This is a genomic window from Kitasatospora sp. NPDC058965 (genome assembly GCF_042741245.1).
In the GTDB taxonomy this organism is placed as follows: Bacteria; Actinomycetota; Actinomycetes; order Streptomycetales; family Streptomycetaceae; genus Kitasatospora.
In genome coordinates this window covers 4,534-21,086 of sequence record NZ_JBHYKG010000142.1, presented here as the reverse complement: position 1 = coordinate 21,086, position 16,553 = coordinate 4,534, and the positions used below count along the sequence as shown (strand labels likewise).

General features: G+C 73.9%; 12 protein-coding genes. 7 read left to right on the top strand and 5 right to left on the bottom strand.

Translation table 11 applies throughout. The annotated features are described in order from the left end of the window. Positions 1–49: 49 nt before the first annotated feature. Positions 50–1,171, bottom strand: a complete 1,122-nt coding sequence (gene serC / locus ACFW1A_RS22855; protein WP_380410992.1) for a phosphoserine transaminase — start codon at positions 1,169–1,171, stop codon at positions 50–52. A gap of 129 nt (positions 1,172–1,300) precedes the next feature. After that, positions 1,301–2,401 (bottom strand): citrate synthase 2, encoded by a 1,101-nt coding sequence (locus tag ACFW1A_RS22850; protein ID WP_380410991.1) that lies wholly within the window; start codon positions 2,399–2,401, stop codon positions 1,301–1,303. Positions 2,402–2,784: 383 nt separating this feature from the next. Here ACFW1A_RS22850 and pdxH point away from each other — a divergent pair, with 383 nt between their 5' ends. From pdxH to fxsT, 6 genes are all read left to right on the top strand, one after another. Next, a complete protein-coding gene (gene pdxH / locus ACFW1A_RS22845; RefSeq protein ID WP_380410994.1) occupies positions 2,785–3,408 on the top strand; it encodes a pyridoxamine 5'-phosphate oxidase in 624 nt (207 codons plus the stop codon). A gap of 313 nt (positions 3,409–3,721) precedes the next feature. Beyond that, the gene (fxsA, locus tag ACFW1A_RS22840) at positions 3,722–3,901 is read left to right on the top strand and encodes an FxSxx-COOH cyclophane-containing RiPP peptide (protein WP_380410990.1); all 180 of its coding nucleotides are present in this window, start codon (positions 3,722–3,724) and stop codon (positions 3,899–3,901) included. Between the two features lie 35 nt (positions 3,902–3,936). Further along, a complete protein-coding gene (locus tag ACFW1A_RS22835; RefSeq protein WP_380410989.1) occupies positions 3,937–6,312 on the top strand; it encodes an FxsB family cyclophane-forming radical SAM/SPASM peptide maturase in 2,376 nt (791 codons plus the stop codon). Then, positions 6,309–7,142 carry an aminoglycoside N(3)-acetyltransferase gene (locus ACFW1A_RS22830; protein ID WP_380410988.1) on the top strand — a complete coding sequence of 278 codons (834 nt, stop codon included), beginning with the start codon at positions 6,309–6,311 and terminating at the stop codon, positions 7,140–7,142. The genes ACFW1A_RS22835 and ACFW1A_RS22830 overlap by 4 nt, the downstream gene beginning before the upstream one ends. A gap of 28 nt (positions 7,143–7,170) precedes the next feature. Continuing rightward, a complete protein-coding gene (locus ACFW1A_RS22825) occupies positions 7,171–8,652 on the top strand; it encodes a TIR-like protein FxsC (protein ID WP_380410987.1) in 1,482 nt (493 codons plus the stop codon). Between the two features lie 73 nt (positions 8,653–8,725). Continuing rightward, on the top strand, positions 8,726–12,706 hold the full coding sequence (gene fxsT, locus ACFW1A_RS22820; protein ID WP_380410993.1) for an FxSxx-COOH system tetratricopeptide repeat protein: 3,981 nt from the start codon (positions 8,726–8,728) through the stop codon (positions 12,704–12,706). A 9-nt stretch (positions 12,707–12,715) separates the two neighbouring features. Here fxsT and ACFW1A_RS22815 read toward each other — a convergent pair whose 3' ends face one another. The 3 genes from ACFW1A_RS22815 to ACFW1A_RS22805 form a co-directional block, all read right to left on the bottom strand. After that, positions 12,716–13,591: an alpha/beta fold hydrolase gene (locus ACFW1A_RS22815; protein ID WP_380410986.1), complete on the bottom strand. Its 876-nt coding sequence runs from the start codon at positions 13,589–13,591 to the stop codon at positions 12,716–12,718. Positions 13,592–13,633: 42 nt separating this feature from the next. After that, positions 13,634–14,734, bottom strand: coding sequence for a DUF4231 domain-containing protein (locus tag ACFW1A_RS22810; protein ID WP_380410985.1), 1,101 nt, complete (start codon positions 14,732–14,734; stop codon positions 13,634–13,636). Positions 14,735–14,870: 136 nt separating this feature from the next. Further along, positions 14,871–15,620, bottom strand: a complete 750-nt coding sequence (locus ACFW1A_RS22805; protein WP_380410984.1) for an SIS domain-containing protein — start codon at positions 15,618–15,620, stop codon at positions 14,871–14,873. A 173-nt stretch (positions 15,621–15,793) separates the two neighbouring features. Here ACFW1A_RS22805 and ACFW1A_RS22800 point away from each other — a divergent pair, with 173 nt between their 5' ends. After that, positions 15,794–16,489, top strand: coding sequence for a metal-dependent transcriptional regulator (locus tag ACFW1A_RS22800; protein ID WP_380410983.1), 696 nt, complete (start codon positions 15,794–15,796; stop codon positions 16,487–16,489). The last annotated feature ends 64 nt before the right edge of the window (positions 16,490–16,553 follow it).

Sequence of the window (16,553 nt, the reverse complement as noted above, 5' to 3'; positions counted from 1 at the left end):
GCCCGAAGGCAGCGGCCCCCGCTCTACGGCGCGGTCGGGGGCGGTGCGGTCAGAGCTGGTCGACCACGTAGTCGATGCACGCGGTCAGCGCCTGGACGTCCGCCGGGTCGATCGCCGGGAACATCGCGATCCGCAGCTGGTTGCGGCCCAGCTTGCGGTAGGGCTCGGTGTCCACGATGCCGTTGGCGCGCAGCGCCTTGGCCACCGCGGCCGCGTCGATCGCGTCGTCGAAGTCGATGGTGCCGACCACCTGCGAACGCTCGGCCGGCTCGGCCACGAACGGGCGGGCGAACGAGGACTTCTCGGCCCAGCCGTACAGGTGCGCCGAGGATTCAGCCGTACGGGCGACGGCCCAGTCCAGGCCGCCGTTGCCGTTCAGCCACTCCAGCTGGTCGGCCAGCAGGAACAGGGTGGCGATCGACGGGGTGTTGTAGGTCTGGTCCTTCGAGGAGTTGTCGATCGCGGTCGGCAGGTCGAAGAACGGCGGGATGTAGCGGCCGGAACCGGCGATCTCGGCGGCCCGCTCCAGGGCGGCCGGCGAGAAGCTGGCCAGCCAGAGCCCGCCCTCGGAGGCGAAGGACTTCTGCGGCGCGAAGTAGTAGACGTCGGTCTCGGTGATGTCCACCGGCAGGCCGCCGGCACCCGAGGTGGCGTCCACCAGGACCAGCGAGCCGTCGCCCGAGGTGCCCTCGGGGCGGCGGATCGGCATCGCCACGCCGGTGGAGGTCTCGTTGTGGGTCAGCGCGTAGACGTCCACGCCGGCCTCGGCGACCGGGAGCGGGTGGGTGCCCGGCTCGGTCTTGATCACGCTCGGGTCGTCCAGCCACGGCACGGCCTTGACCGAGGAGGCGAACTTGGAGGAGAACTCGCCGAAGCTCAGGTGCTGCGACTTCTGCCGCACCAGGCCGAGGGCCGCGATGTCCCAGAAGCCGGTGGAGCCGCCGTTGCCGAGGACCACCTGGTAGTCCTCGGGCAGCGAGAAGAGGTCGGCGACGCCTTCGCGCACACGCTTGACCAGGTTCTTGACCGGGGCCTGGCGGTGCGAGGTGCCGAGCAGCGAAGGACCGGTGGCGGCGAGGGCACTGAGGGCCTCGGGGCGCACCTTGGACGGGCCGCAGCCGAAACGGCCGTCTGCGGGCTTGAGGTCAGCGGGGATCTGAATCTGGGCCACGGGCGCAGCCTACTGGTCCGGATGCCGGAAATCCGCCCGTTGTCCGGCCGCTGAGATGTGATCTTCGGCGGCCGGACCTCACGGCCGGTCAGAAACCTTTCGGCACCGACCGGTCGTGGTCGGAACCGCTCAGTGGGCGATCGCCTCGAAGCCCTCGACCTCGCGCGGGCTGCGCGGGCCGGGGCCGATGTAGCGGGCGGCCGGGCGGACCAGGCGGCCGGTGCGCTTCTGCTCCAGGATGTGCGCCGACCAGCCGGCGGTGCGGGCGCAGGTGAACATCGAGGTGAACATGTGCGCCGGGACCTCGGCGAAGTCCAGCATGATCGCGGCCCAGAACTCGACGTTGGTGGCGAGCACGCGGTCGGGGCGGCGGTTGTGCAGCTCCTCCAGCGCGGCCTTCTCCAGCGCCTCGGCGATCTCGAAGCGCGGCGCGCCGAGCTCCTTGGCGGTGCGGCGCAGCACGCGGGCGCGCGGGTCCTCGGCGCGGTAGACCCGGTGGCCGAAGCCCATCAGGCGCTCGCCCTTGTCCAGCGCGTTCTTGACGTAGCCGGCCGCGTCGCCGGTGCGCTCGATCTCCTCGATCATGTGCAGCACGCGGGACGGGGCGCCGCCGTGCAGCGGGCCGGACATCGCGCCGACCGCGCCGGAGAGCGCGGCGGCCACGTCGGCGCCGGTGGAGGCGATCACCCGGGCGGTGAAGGTGGAGGCGTTCATGCCGTGCTCGGCGGCCGAGGTCCAGTAGGCGTCGATCGCCTTGACGTGCTTCGGGTCCGGCTCGCCGCGCCAGCGGATCATGAAGCGCTCGACCACGGTCTCGGCCTTGTCGATCTCGCTCTGCGGGACCATCGGCAGGCCCTGGCCGCGGGCCGACTGGGCGACGTAGGAGAGCGCCATCACGGCGGCCCGGGCGAGGTCGTCACGGGCCTGCTCGGCGGAGATGTCGAGCAGCGGCTTGAGGCCCCAGACCGGGGCGAGCATGGCGAGCGCGGACTGCACGTCGACCCGGATGTCGCCGGAGTGCACCGGGATCGGGAACGGCTCGGCGGCCGGCAGGCCGGGGTTGAACTTGCCGTCGACCAGCAGGCCCCAGACGTGGCCGAAGGAGACGTGACCGACCAGGTCGTCGATGTCCACGCCGCGGTAGCGCAGCGCGCCGCCCTCCCGGTCGGGCTCGGCGATCTCGCTCTCGAAGGCGACTACTCCCTCAAGCCCGGGTACGAAATCGGACATCACGCGGCTCCTCAGTGACGTGACGGGCCGGCCGCCGTGGTGGGGCGGCCAACCGGTGACCGTTTGGTGTTTGGCACTCGGTGCCAGAGTGGCAGGCACTGGGTGCATTGCGCCATACACCACTGCGGTGATGTTTCCCTAGGGCCGCTCCGGATCACGCTGCACCCGGCCCGAGACCGGGGATCTTCCGGTATCAACCGGCCACGACCGGACATTCCTCCGGCCCGCGAGCTTCGAAGTGGTGGCGAGTCACCATATCTCTTGATGTCGAGATTCCATAGGCGGAGCGTTGTTCACCGCTTGTCGTACGGGATGATGTTGGCGTGCAGACCCCGGAACGCGCCCAGCCAGCGCCGCAGACTTCGGTCCCCAACCTCGCCCGGATGCGCCGTCAGTACGCCGAGGAGGGCCTTTCCGAGGCCGATCTCGCCCCCGACCCGGTCACCCAGTTCACCCGCTGGTTCGGCCAGGCCGAGCGCGCCGGGTTCCTGGAGCCCAACGCGATGGTGCTCTCCACCGCCGACGCCCAGGGCCGCCCGAGCTCGCGCACCGTCCTGCTCAAGGGCTTCGACCGGCGCGGATTCGTCTTCTTCACCAACTACGGGTCGCGCAAGGGTGCCGAGCTCGGCGCCAACCCGTTCGCCTCGCTGCTCTTCCCCTGGCACCCGATCGACCGTCAGGTGATCGTCTCCGGGGCGGTGGAGAAGACCGGACGGGACGAGACCGCGGCCTACTTCCGGATCCGCCCGCACGGCTCCCAGCTCGGCGCCTGGGCCAGCGAGCAGTCCAGCCCGGTGGCCTCCCGGGAGGTGCTGGAGCAGCGCTTCGCCGAGCTCGAGTCGCGCTACCCCGAGGGCGAGGGCGTGCCGGTCCCGCCGTTCTGGGGCGGTTTCCGGGTGGTCCCGCAGGCCGTCGAGTTCTGGCAGGGGCGGCCCAACCGGCTGCACGACCGGCTGCGCTACACCGCCGCCGGGGACGGCTGGACGGTCGAGCGGCTCTGCCCCTGAGTCGACCCCCGCGCCGGCCCGAGTGGACGCGGTCCGGCGCGAGCTGACGGGGGATACGTCGGACGGCTGAGCGGCGCGCTCCACCGTCCGGGTGGACTTCGCCGGCGGGTCCGTGGACGGCGGGTCGGCGCGGGCCGATCCGCCGCAGCTCACGGCCGACCGGCCGGGCCGCGCGGCGGACGCTCCGACCTGCGGGGCGTGCGTCATCCGCACCCGGACGGCTACCTTGGGCGGTGAGCATCGCGATACGCCCCCGATGCGCTCCTACCCACGCCGGATGCCGTTGAAGCATCCCTCTGACAGGACGTCGAACATGGTCGCTGCTGCGCTGGACGTCAAGCCCGTCGACGAGACCGAGTCGCCGGCGGCCCGGGTGCCGCTCGGGGAGCTCTCGGCACTGAGTGCCGAGGAGCTGACCGGTGCCCTGCACCGCGCGCTGCCCGACGCCCAGGCCGGCCGGGTCCCGGTGGCGGCGTTCAACTCCGCGATCTGACCAGGACTCAATCCGCCGTCCCGGGAAGCGCCTCGATGGTGCCGTTGACGCAGCTGGTGCTGAAGGTGCACAGCCGCTGCGACCTGGCCTGCGACCACTGTTACGTCTACGAGCACGCGGACACCGGCTGGCGGCGCCAACCCAGGGTGATCGAGCCGCGGGTGCTGGAGCAGGCGGCGCGGCGCCTGGGCGAGCACGCCCGGGCGCACCGGCTGCCCGCGGTGCACGTGGTGCTGCACGGCGGCGAGCCGCTGCTGGCGGGCCCGGCGGTGCTGCGCCGGGCCGCCGAACTGCTGCGCGCCGCGCTGCCCGCCGACTGCGAGCTGGACCTGCGGATCCACACCAACGGCGTCCGGCTGGACCGCGCCTTCTGCACGCTCTTCGCCGAGTTGGGGATCAAGGTCGGCCTCTCGCTGGACGGCGACCGGGCCGCCAACGACCGGCACCGCCGGTTCGCCGACGGGCGCAGCAGCTTCGACCAGGTGCTGCGCGCGGCCGAGTTGCTGAACACCCCGGAGTTCCGGCCGGTCTTCGCCGGCCTGCTCTGCACCGTCGACGTGCGCAACGACCCGGTCGCGGTGCTGGACGCGCTGCTGGCGCTGGACCCGCCGCGGATCGACTTCCTGCTGCCGCACGCCACCTGGGACACCCCGCCGCCCCGCCCCGCCGAGCTCGGCGCCACCCCCTACGCCGACTGGCTGCTGACGGTGCACCGGCACTGGCTGGAGCGCGGCCGCCCGGTCCCGGTGCGCACCTTCGACTCGGTCCACCGCACCCTGCGCGGGCAGGCCGGCACCACCGAGTCGCTCGGCCTGGAGCCGGTGGACCTGGTGGTGATCGAGACCGACGGCGGGTTCGAGCAGGCCGACAGCCTGAAGACCGCCTACGACGGCGCCCCGGCGACCGGTTTCGACGTCTTCACGAACAGCCTGGACGAGGTCGCCCGGCACCCCGGGGTGACGGCCCGTCAGCAGGGCCTGGCCGGTCTGAGCGCCGCGTGCCGGGCCTGCCCGGTGGTGCGCAGCTGCGGCGGCGGCCTGTACGCGCACCGCTGGCGCACCGGCAGCGGCTTCGACAACCCGTCCGTCTTCTGCGGAGACCTCATGCGCCTGATCACCACCATCCGGGACCGGGTGGCCCCCGCCGTGCCGCTCGCCGCGCAGCAGGGCCGGGGCCTGACCGAGCAGCAGCTCGACCAGCTGGCCCGGGGGTACGGCGACGGCGACACCGTGCGCGCGCTGGCCGCCGAGCAGCTGGACCTGACCCGGCGGCTGCTGGCCGCGGTGGGCCGGCCGGCCGGCGAGGCCTGGGAACTGCTGGCCACCCTGGACCGGGAGGAGCCGGCCGCGGTGGACGCGGTGCTCGCGCACCCGTACGTGCGGGCCTGGGCGGTGCGCCTGCTGCGCGGCGGCGAGTCGAACGGCGGGGCCCGGCAGCCGGTCGAGGACCTCGGGGGCGTGGCGGAGATCGCGGCGGCGGCCGCGCTGCGGGCCGGGCGGCCGGTGGAGCTGACCGTGCCGGTGCGCGGCGGGGCGGTGCAGCTGCCCACACTGGGCCGGGTGCTGGTCGGCGGGTCCGGCCCGGCCCTGCTGCGCGGCGACCGGGACGGGTTCACGGTGCGCGCCACCGGCGGGGCCGGGCAGCGGATCGCCTTCGACCAGGCCGGCGGCGAGCGCTGGCTGCCGGTGCGCCGGGTGGAGCTGCCCGGCGGCTGGACGGTGGCGCTGGAGGACACCGACCCGCAGCGCGACAGCCACGGGTACCCGGTCGACCACCGGCTCACCGAGGAGCAGCTGGCCGGGTGGAGCGGCGCGCTGCGCGAGGCCTGGGAGCTGGTCCAGCGCGACCTGCCCGGCTACGCGGCCGGGATCGCGGCCGGGCTGAGCACGCTGACCCCGCTGCGGCCCGGGCCCGGCGGCCGGCAGCTGAGCTCGGCGGCCCGGCAGGCCTTCGGCGCGGTCGGCATCGCCCGGCCGGCCACCGCGCCCGCCCTGGCGCTGCTGCTGGTGCACGAGTTCCAGCACGTGAAGCTCGGTGCGGTCCTGGACTTCCACGACCTGTTCGACCCCACCGACCGGCGGCTGTTCGAGGCTCCGTGGCGGCCCGACCCGCGCCCGCTGGAGGGGCTGCTCCAGGGCACCTACGCGCACCTGGCGGTCTGCGAGTTCTGGGGCACCCGGGTGCGGGCCTACGACGGGCTGCCGGGAGCGGCCGCCGACCGGGCCCGGGAGGAGCTGGGGCGCTGGCGCGGGCACACCGCGCGGGCGGTGGAGACGCTGCTGGCCACCGGCTCGCTGACCGGGCTGGGCGAGCGGTTCGTCCGCGGGGTCGGGGCGGGCCTGGAGCCCTGGCCGGCCGTGCCACCGGTCGCGCCGGCCGCCGCGCGGCTGACGCCCGCCGACGCCCGATGACCGGTGCGCCCACCGGCGGGCTGACGGGGGACCAGCTGGTCGAGCAGCTGCGGATGCTCGGCGTCGGCCCGGACACCGGGGTGCTGCTGGTGCACGCCGCGCTGCGCGCGCTCGGCCCGGTGGCCGGCGGCTCGGCGGCGGTGCTGGCCGCGCTGCGCACCGCGCTCGGGCCGGGCGGCACGCTGGTGGCGTACACCGCGACCCCGGAGAACTCGGCCACCTCGCGGCTGCACCGGGAGGCCACCGCCCACCTGAGCGCCGAGCAGCGCGCCGCCCACCTGGCGGCGATGCCGCCGTTCGACCCGGCGGCCACGCCCTGCTCGCCGACGGTGGGCCGGCTCTCCGAGGAGCTGCGCCGCACCCCGGGGGCCCGGCGCAGCGCCCACCCGCAGACCTCCTTCGCCGCGCTCGGCCCGCTGGCCGGCCGGCTGCTGGCCGACCACCCGTACCACTGCCACCTGGGCGAGCGCTCGCCGCTCGGCGCGCTCTACCGGGCCGGGGCCTCGGTGCTGCTGCTGGGGGCCCCGCTGACCAGCTGCACCGCCTTCCACCTGGCCGAGTACCGGGTGCCGGGCCGGCCGCAGAAACGCTACGGCGCGGTGGTGCGCGGCCGCGGCTGGGTCGGCTTCGACGGGGTCGACCTGGACGACGGGCACTTCCCCGCGATGCTGGTGGACGTGCTGCCCGAGCTGAAGGCGGTGACCGGGCCGGTGGGCGGTGGCACCGCGCTGCTGATGCCGCTGCGCCCGGCGGTGGACGCGGCCACCGAGTGGCTCGCCGGACACCCGGCCGCTGCCGTGGCGGGTGGGGAGATGCGACCAAACCCCTGACAGTTGTCGGTGACCTGACGCATGATCAGTGAGTCGGACCGGGTCGGCGCTATTCCCTAGGGGAAGCCGCTCTTCCTACACTGAAGCGCCCCCTGAGGGGGGATCAGCCGGTCATGCCGGGGGAGGCTGCGTGAACGACGCTGAAGGCGGGCGAAGGGCCTCGGCGAAGCCGCACTTTTTCATCTCCTATGCGCACATGCCGCCGGTCGGTTCGCGCAACCCCAACCTGCGGGTCAGCCAGTTCTACGAGGACCTGTGCGAGGCGGTGCTGCAGCTGACCCCGCTGCCCACCGCCGAGCCGGTGGGCTTCATGGACGAGACCATGCACCAGGGCGACAACTGGGCGATGAAGATATCCGAGGCGCTGGCCACCTGCCGGGTCTTCGTGCCGCTGTACCACCCGCGGCTGTTCCGCTCCACCCCGTGCGGCCAGGAGTGGTACACCTTCGCCCAGCGGGCGGCCAACGCGCCGGGCGGCCCCGCGCACAACAGCGCGATCGTGCCGGTGCTCTGGGTCGGGATGCGCGACGCGGCGCTGCCGCCGGTGGCCACCGCCGTGCAGTACAACCACTCCAGCTTCCCGCGGGCCTACACCGAGGACGGGCTGTACGCGCTGATGGCCCAGCGCCACCACCAGGGGCTGTACGAGAAGGTGGTCTACAAGCTGGCCCGCCGGATCGTCGAGGTGGCGCTGGAGACGGTGGTGCCGGTGGTCGAGCCGGTCGACTTCACCACCAACCCGTCGGCCTTCCCCGGCCGCTCGCCGGCCGACGAGCTGACCATCGCGGTGCTCGCCTTCAAGGACAGCGAGGTGCCCGAGCACCGCGACCGCACCTGGTACGGCGCCCGCCGGGTGGACTGGCAGCCCTACGTCCGCGGCGGCGAGAGCGCGCTGGCCGAGAAGGCGGCGCAGCTGGCCCGCCAGTGCGACCTCAACCCGACCGTGCACGAGTTCGACGCCCGGGCCGACCACCTGATGGAGCTGGACCGTCCGCAGGGCCCGGGCGTCCTGCTGCTGGACCGCTGGGTGCTGCAGGACCCGCACCGGGCCGCGCTGGTCGCCGAGTTCGCCCGGCGCAACCCGGCCTGGGTGACCGTGGTGGAGCCGTGGAACCGGGACGACCCGCAGTGCGCCGCGCAGACCCGGGCGATGGCCGAACTCAGCGACCGGGTGCTGCACCGGCGTTCCGCCCGGCCCTCGTTCCGGCCGGCCGCCGGCGACGGCGACGACCCCGAGGGCGTCTCCACCGCACGGGACTTCGGCCTGGCCTTCCAGCACGCCGCGATCCGGGCCCAGAAGGCGTTCAAGGAGCGGCACCTGGCCCGCTCGCCCGGCACGGGGGAGCCGCCGGGCGGTTCGGAGGGGGCCGGCCGGGGCGGCGAACGACCCAGGCTGCGCGAGGCGTTCGGCGCCCAGCGGGCGCCGACCGGACAGCTCGGCACCGAGGACGAGTACGACGACCGGGACGACGACCACGACAGCACGGGTGGGGGAGAAGATGAGCTCTGAGCGGACCCGCAACCTGCGGGCAGTGGGCCGGTCCGGTCCGCAGGCGGCCCCGGTCCCGGGGGGACCGAGCGCACTGGACGAGGACCGGCAGGGCCGGATCATCACCTTCTACTCCTACAAGGGCGGCACCGGGCGCACCATGGCGCTGGCCAACACCGCCTGGATCCTGGCGGCCAACGGCTACCGGGTGCTGACCGTGGACTGGGACCTGGAGGCGCCGGGCCTGGCCAGGTTCTTCCACCCGTTCCTGGACCCGGTCGAACTGGCCGAGGCGCCGGGCGTGATGACGCTGATCAACGACTACCGCGAGGAGGCGCTGCGGGAGACCGAGCTGCACGCCGACGCGCTGCTGGAGCCGGAGCGGTACGCCGAGCAGCTGCGCGAGATCGGCCACCACCCGGGCTGGCACCTGGACTACGCCAAGGTGGCCGGGCACGCGGTGGCGCTCTCCTGGGCCGGCTTCCCGGTCGGCGGCAGCATCGACTTCCTGGCCGCCGGCCGGCAGGACCGGGACTACTCGGGGACGCTCGGGCCGCTGGACTGGGACCTGTTCTACGAGCGGTTCGACGGCGGGCAGTTCTTCGACGCGCTGCGGGCCGACATGCGCCGCCGCTACGACTACGTGCTGATCGACAGCCGGACCGGCCTGTCCGACACCGCCGAGATCTGCACCGTGCAGATGCCCGACGACCTGGTGGTCTGCTTCACCCTCAGCGACCAGAGCATCGACGGCGCCTCGCGGATCGCCCAGCACATCGCCGACCGCTACCGCGACCGCGGCATCCGGATCCTGCCGGTGCCGATGCGGATCGACGACTTCGAGAAGGACAAGGCGGACGCCGGCCGGGCGCTGGCCCGGATCCGCTTCGAGGGGCTGCCGTCCGGCCTGAACGGCGAGGAACTGGTCCACTACTGGGGTTCGGTGGAGATCCCGTACCGGCCGTTCTACGCCTACGAGGAGATCCTGGCCACCTTCGGCGACCAGCCCGGCACCCCGACCACCATGCTCTCCGCCTGCGAGCGGCTGACCGACGCGCTCACCGGCGGCCGGGTCTCCGCGCTGCCGCCGATGGACGAGGAGGTGCGGCTGCGCTACGTCGAGGCCTTCACCCGGCGCCGGCCCACCGTGCCGGCCGACATCTACCTCAGCTACGTGCCCGAGGACCGGATGTGGGCGGACTGGATCGAGTACGTGCTGGGCGCGGCGGGCTTCCGGGTGCTGCCCCGGGACGTCGGCGCCGGCGCCGACACCCGGGCGGAGACCGAGCGCTCGGTGGACGCCGCCTTCCGCACCGTCGCGGTGCTGTCGCCCGCCTACCTGCGCTCCCCGCAGGCCCGGGCGCTCTGGGAGTCGGTGGTCGGCTCGGACCCGTCCGGCACCCGGCGCCAGCTGATCCCGGTCCGGGTCGGCGCCACCCCGCTGGCCGCGCCGTTCAGCAGCCGCAACCCGGTGGACCTGGTCAACCTCAAGGAGCCGCAGGCGCTGGCCGCCCTGGTCAAGGCGCTGGGCCGGGAGGAGGTGCCGGCCGTGGACACCGCGAGCGGTCCGCGCTTCCCCGGCACCCAGCCGGAGATCTGGAACGTGCCGCCGCGCAACAGCTACTTCACCGGCCGTGCCGAGGTGCTGGAGCGGCTGCGCAACCAGCTCGGCGGCGGCGCCACCGCGGTGCTGCCGGTGCCGCAGACCCTCTACGGCCTCGGCGGCGTCGGCAAGACCCAGGTGGCGCTGGAGTACGCGCACCGGTTCATGGCCGACTACGACCTGGTCTGGTGGATCTCGGCCGAGCAGGAGGAGGAGATCCAGGGCCAGCTGGCCGAGCTCGCCCGCAAGCTGGGCCGCTCCACCAACGAGCCGGTGGCGCACGCCGCCGAGCTGGCGCTGGAGGCGCTGCGCCGCGGCGAGAAGGCCAAGCGCTGGCTGCTGATCTTCGACAACGCCGACGAGCCGGCCCAGATCCGGCGCTACTTCCCCGGCGGCACCGGCCACATCCTGGTCACCTCGCGCAACCAGGCCTGGTCCACCCACGCCGAGGCGCTGGTGATGGACGTCTTCACCCGTCCGGAGAGCATCGACCACCTGACCCGGCGTACCGGCGGGGCGCTGAACCGGGCCGACGCGGACGCGGTGGCCGAGGCGGTCGGCGACCTGCCGCTGGCGGTGGAGGTGGCCGGTGCCTGGCTCAAGGCCACCGGCACCCCGGTGCCGGACTACATCGCGGCGCTGCGCAACGAGGCGGCCCGGGTGCTGGAGCTGGACCGCCCGGTGGACTACCCGATGACGGTCGGCGCGACCTGGCGGGTCTCCATCACCCGACTGCGCGAGCAGTCCCCGGCCGCCGCCCGGATGCTCCAGCTCTGCGCCTACTTCGCGCCCGAGCCGATCTCGATGAACCTCTTCTACAGCGACCAGATGATCCGCGCGCTGGCCCCCTACGACCCCGGGCTGAGCGACAAGTTCCTGCTCGGCCGGGTGATCCAGGCGATCGGCCGGTACGCGCTGGCCAAGGTGGACGCCGGCGCCAACTCGATCCAGGTGCACCGGCTGGTCCAGGAGGTGATCCGCTCCGAGATGAGCCTGGCCGAGCGGGAGACCACCATCCACGAGGTGCACCGGATCCTGATCGGCGCCCGCCCGGTCGTCGGCGACACCGACGACCCGGCCAACTGGCCCGCCTTCGAGGAGATCTGGCCGCACCTGTCGCCGTCCCGGGCGCACGACTGCGACGAGCCGGACACCCGCCAGCTGATGATCGACCGGGTCCGCTACCTGTGGAAGCGCGGCGAGTACGCCCAGGCCCGCCGGATCGGCCACCTGCTGGACGACGCCTGGACCGCCAAGCTCGGCGGGGACGACCGGCAGACCCTGCTGCTGCGCTTCCAGCTGGCCAACGTGATGCGCTCCCAGGGCCAGTACGCGGCCGCCATGGAACTGGACGAGGACACCCTGGAGCGCCAGCGCCGGGTGCTCGGCTCCTACCACCCGTACACCCTGATGACGGCCGGCTCGCTGAGCGCCGACCGCCGGGCGCTGGGCGAGTTCGCCCGGGCGCTGGAGCTGGACCGGGAGATCCTGGAGCGGTTCCGCGAGCAGTTCGGCGAGGACCACCCGCGCACCCTGTCGATCGCCAACAACCTGGCCATCGACTACCGGCTGGTGGGCGACTCCAAGGCGGCCCAGGAACTGGACCAGGACACCCTGGACCGGCGCACCATGGTGCTCGGCCCGACCCACCCCTACACCCTGTCCAGCAAGTCCAACCTCGCCCGCGACCTGCGCGAACAGGGCGACTACGAGGGGTCGGTGACGATCCACCAGGAGGTCGACGCGGCCTACGCGGAGACCCTGGACATCGACGTGCCGGAGATCCTGCGCAACGCCAAGGCGCTCGCGGTGGCGCTGCGCAAGGCCGGGCGGCAGGCCGAGGCGCGCCGGCTGACCAAGGAGACCTACGAGCGCTACCTGGAGCGGTACGGCGAGAACGCCCCCGACACGCTCGCCTGCGCGCTCAACCTGGCCGCCGACTACAGCGCCGGCGGTGACAAGGACGCCGCCCGGGACCTGGCCCGCCAGGTCTTCGTCGGCCACCAGCGGCTGTTCGGCCACGAGCACCCGTTCACCCTGGCCTGCGCCAACAACCTGGTGATCTACCTGCGCGGCAGCGGCGCCCCGGAGGAGGCGCTGGAGCTGGGCCGGGAGACGGTGGCCACGCTGACCCGGGTGCTCGGCGCCGAGCACCCGTTCACCCTGAACGGGATGATCAACCTGGCCAACGTGCTCGGCGACCTCGGCCGCCTGGACGAGGCCGAGGCGCTGGAGCAGGCCGCCTACCGGGGGCTGGTCGAGCGGTACAGCCCCCGGCACCCGGACGCGGTGGTCTGCCAGGCCAACCTGGCGGTCACGCTGCGCTCGCAGGGCCGGGTCAACCAGGGCGCGGAGCTGCGCAGCCGGGCGGTGGCCGAGTTCATCCGCCAGCTCGGCGAGGAGCACCCCAACACGGTCTCCGCGCGCGGCTGGAAGCGGATCAACCGGGACCTGGAGCCGCAGCCGGTCTGACCGGGCCGCTCAGTCGCTCGCCCCCGCCGCCCACTTGAGGGCCGGGGTGAGCGCCTTGAAGGAGCTGAAGTGCGAGGCGCCGGGCTCCAGGAAGAGCGTGGCGTCCGGGATGTGCGCGGCCAGCCAGCGCGAGTGGTCCACCGGCGAGAACTGGTCGTCCGCGCCGTGCCAGAGCCAGGCCGGCGCCGCCACGTCCTGCGCCTTGAACCCCCAGTCGGTGGTGAAGGCCAGCACGTCGTCGATCCAGCCGTCGGCGTTCTGCCGGAAGGCCTCGCGGTAGTTGCTCTGCAGCATCCGGCGGATCCCGGAGTCGGCCACCACGGCCTGGTCGGTGCCGGACAGCTCCTGGCGCAGCCCGGCCAGCAGCTGGGCCGGGTTCTCCCGGATCCGCCGGGCCCGCTGCTCCATGGTGGCGGCGATCCGCTGGTGGCCGCGCTCGGCGGCCCGGTAGGCGCGGATGTTGGACGGGGTCATCCCGGCGAACCAGTCCAGCCCCTCGGCGTCGTGCGGCGCCAGGCTCACCAGCGCGGCCACCCGGTGCACCCGGTCCGGCAGCAGCGCCGCGCAGGCCAGCGCGTGCGGGCCGCCGCCGGAGCGGCCGACCACGGCGAACCGGCCCAGGCCCAGCTGGTCGGCGATGGTGCGCACGTCGGTTGCGGCGGCGGCCACCTGCCGGCCCCGCAGCCGGTCCGAACTGCCGTAGCCGGGGCGGTCGAAGGAGATCAGGTGGACCCCCAGGTGGTAGAGGACCGTGCTGCGCGGCAGCGGTCCCACCCGGCTGCCGGGAGTGCCGTGCATCAGGAAGACCGGCCGCCCGGCCGGGTTCCCGAAGGTCTGCACCGCCAGCGTTCGGCAGTCGGGCGTGTGGACCAGGAGCGGCTGCACGCGGGGGCCTCCAAAGGCTGGGGGATCGGGGTCCGGGCCGGTTCACGGGCCCGGATGGCGCACCTCCCGACGGGCTTGCCAGGTGGTGTGCTCGCGCGAGACGGCGTCCTCGGCGTCCCGGGCCAACCGGGCCCAGAGCTCCTCGGACCCCTGGGCGGCCAGGTCCAGGCCGGTCAACTGGTCCCGGACCAGGTCGAGTTCCTCGGCCGCCAGCCGGTAGGCGGCGGCCAGCGGGCGGTACTGGCGCAGCTGCGCCCAGGCGACCACCGAGGCGGCCAGTGCGGACAGGGCGCCCAGCGGCCCGCCACCGAGCGGGTCGAGCGGGCCGAGCGCGCGCAGCAGCGCGAGCGGCACCGCCAGCGCCGGCAGCAGCACGCCCAGCCAGTCGGCCGCCCGGCCGGCCCGGTCGCAGTAGGCCGCCTTGTCCCGGTACCAGATCCGCTGCGCCTCCACCCGCTCGCGCAGGTAGACCTCGCGCCGCACGCTCAGCGGCTGGGCCCGCAGCTCGCGCATCGCCTCGGTCATCGCCGCCTGCCGCGCCGCCTCCGCGGGCAGCGCCGGGCTGTGCCGGAACACCCGGAGCAGATCGGCCAGTTGCCGGTGGTACAGGCTCTCGGCGTCCGGTCCCGCGGCGAACGGCGGCACCCCCGGCCCGTCCTCCCCGGCGGCGGGCGAGGAACTGGGCCCGTCGTCCCCGGCGGCGGGCGAGGAGTTGGGCCCTGCCTCCCCGGCGGCGGGCAAGGAGCTGGGCCCCTCCTGCCCGGCGCCGGGCAAGGAGGTGGGCCCCTCCTGCCCGGCGGCGGGCAAGGAGGGCGCGTCGGCCCGCACCACGTACTTCCAGGCCAGCGTCTTCACCGACTCGGCCGCCGCCCGCCCCTCGTACCACAGGCCCTGCGGCTGCTGCCGGGTGAGCAGTGCGGCCAGCACCGCGGCGGCCAGGTAGGCCGCCCCAGCCGCCCAGGACCAGGCCGCCGGGCCCAGTCCGGCCACCGCCGCGGCGCCGGTCAGCAGCGCCAGCTCCCAGCGGATCAGCGAGACGGAGCGGCGCTGGGCGAGCAGCGAGGCGCCGTCGGCCACCCGGAACAGCTCCGGCAGCAGCCGCTGCTCGCTGATCGGATCACCGGGTGGTCCGCCGCCCGCCATCTGCTGCCCCCCGAGTGAGCGTCCCGTCCACTGCTCGAAGTATGGGCGGTCGCCGCCCGCGGGCACAGGGCGCGTACGAGCCTTTCGGTAGATCGGATCCGGCCCGGGGCTGAGGTTCCCTGCGTCTGATGGTGGATCAGAACGCGTAGTAGATCCGGTCCGCGTGCTCGGCCATCAGCTTGGCGTTCCAGTCGGTGCCGCCGTCCACGTTGCCCGAGCGGAACAGCGGCGGGGTGATGCCGCGGTCGGCCAGCTTGCCCACTGCGCTCGCCACCACCGCCTGCATCAGCGCGCTGGTCACGATCGTGGAGACCGAGCCGAAGCCGGTCTCCACCCCGGGGTGGGTCAGCTCGTGGTCGCCGACCGCGATCTTGCTGTCCAGCACCACGTCGCAGTGGTCCTTGAGGTAGCTGCCGGACGGGTGCTGCGAGCTGACCTGCTCCGGGTAGGCGAGCGAGGTGACCCCGACCACGTGCAGGCCGCGGGCCCGGGCGTGCATCGCGAGCTCGACCGGCATCACCTGGCGGCCGGAGAGCGAGATCAGGAACAGCAGGTCGCCGGCGGTGGCCGGGGTGAGGTCGAGGGTGGCGGTGGCCAGGCCCGAGACCCGCTCCAGCGCGCTGCCCAGCGGTGCCGGCATCACGTTCACGCCGGTCATCCCGGGCACGTTGAGCAGGTTGAAGACCACCAGGCCGCCGGCCCGGTAGACCACGTCCTGGGCCGGCAGCGAGGAGTGGCCGGCCCCGAAGGAGAAGATCCGGCGGTCCTCGGCCACCGCCTCGGCCAGCAGCTCGGCCGCCCGCTCGATCGCGTGCGCCTCCTCGGTGCGGACCCGCTGCAGGTGGGCCACCGCGGTGTCGAAGTACTGCCCGACCAGGTCGTTCATCGAGATCTTCCCTCTAGGCCAGTGGAGAAAGCTACGGCGAGCAGGGTTCTGCCTGGGCGCCACCGCTGTCAACAGGGACGAAAACGGTCGGGAAGGGTCGGCGGGCGGGCTCGGTTGTGAGCGGGGTACGCAAGAATTGGCGGTGAGGACACCGAGGAACGGAGCCGGCGGCGATGTCTGGGCTGATCGATACGACTGAGATGTACCTTCGCACCATCCTGGAGCTGGAGGAGGAGGGCATCGTCCCGATGCGGGCCCGGATCGCCGAGCGACTGGAGCAGAGCGGCCCGACGGTCAGCCAGACGGTCGGCCGGATGGAGCGCGACGGGCTGCTCCAGGTGGCCGGTGACCGCCACCTGGAACTCACCGAGGAGGGCCGCCGGCTGGCGGTCCGGGTGATGCGCAAGCACCGGATCGCCGAGTGCCTGCTGGTGGACGTGATCGGCCTGGAGTGGGAGCAGGTGCACGAGGAGGCCTGCCGCTGGGAGCACGTGATGAGCGAGACGGTCGAGCGCAAGGTGCTCGCCATGCTCGGCCACCCGACCCAGTCGCCGTACGGCAACCCGATCCCCGGCCTCGACGAGCTCGGCGACGCCAAGGCCGAGGGGGAGGGCTTCGACTCCGCCCTGGTCAGCCTGGACGCGCTGCGCCCGGCCGAGGGCGGCGCCAGCGTGGTGGTGCGCCGGATCGGCGAGCCGATCCAGACCGACGAGGAGCTGATGCGCACGCTGCGCCGGGCCGGCATCCGCCCCGGGGCCACCGTGACGGTGGCGCCGGCGATCGGCGGCGTGCTGGTGGGCGACGGCGAGCAGGCCGCGCAGCTGGGCAAGGACATCGCCGCGCACGTCTTCGTGGCGCAGCCGGTCTGAGCGGGGTGCTTCGGGCCCGGCACGTCCCCGCGTGCCGGGCCGGAACCCCCCGGTTCCCCTCCGA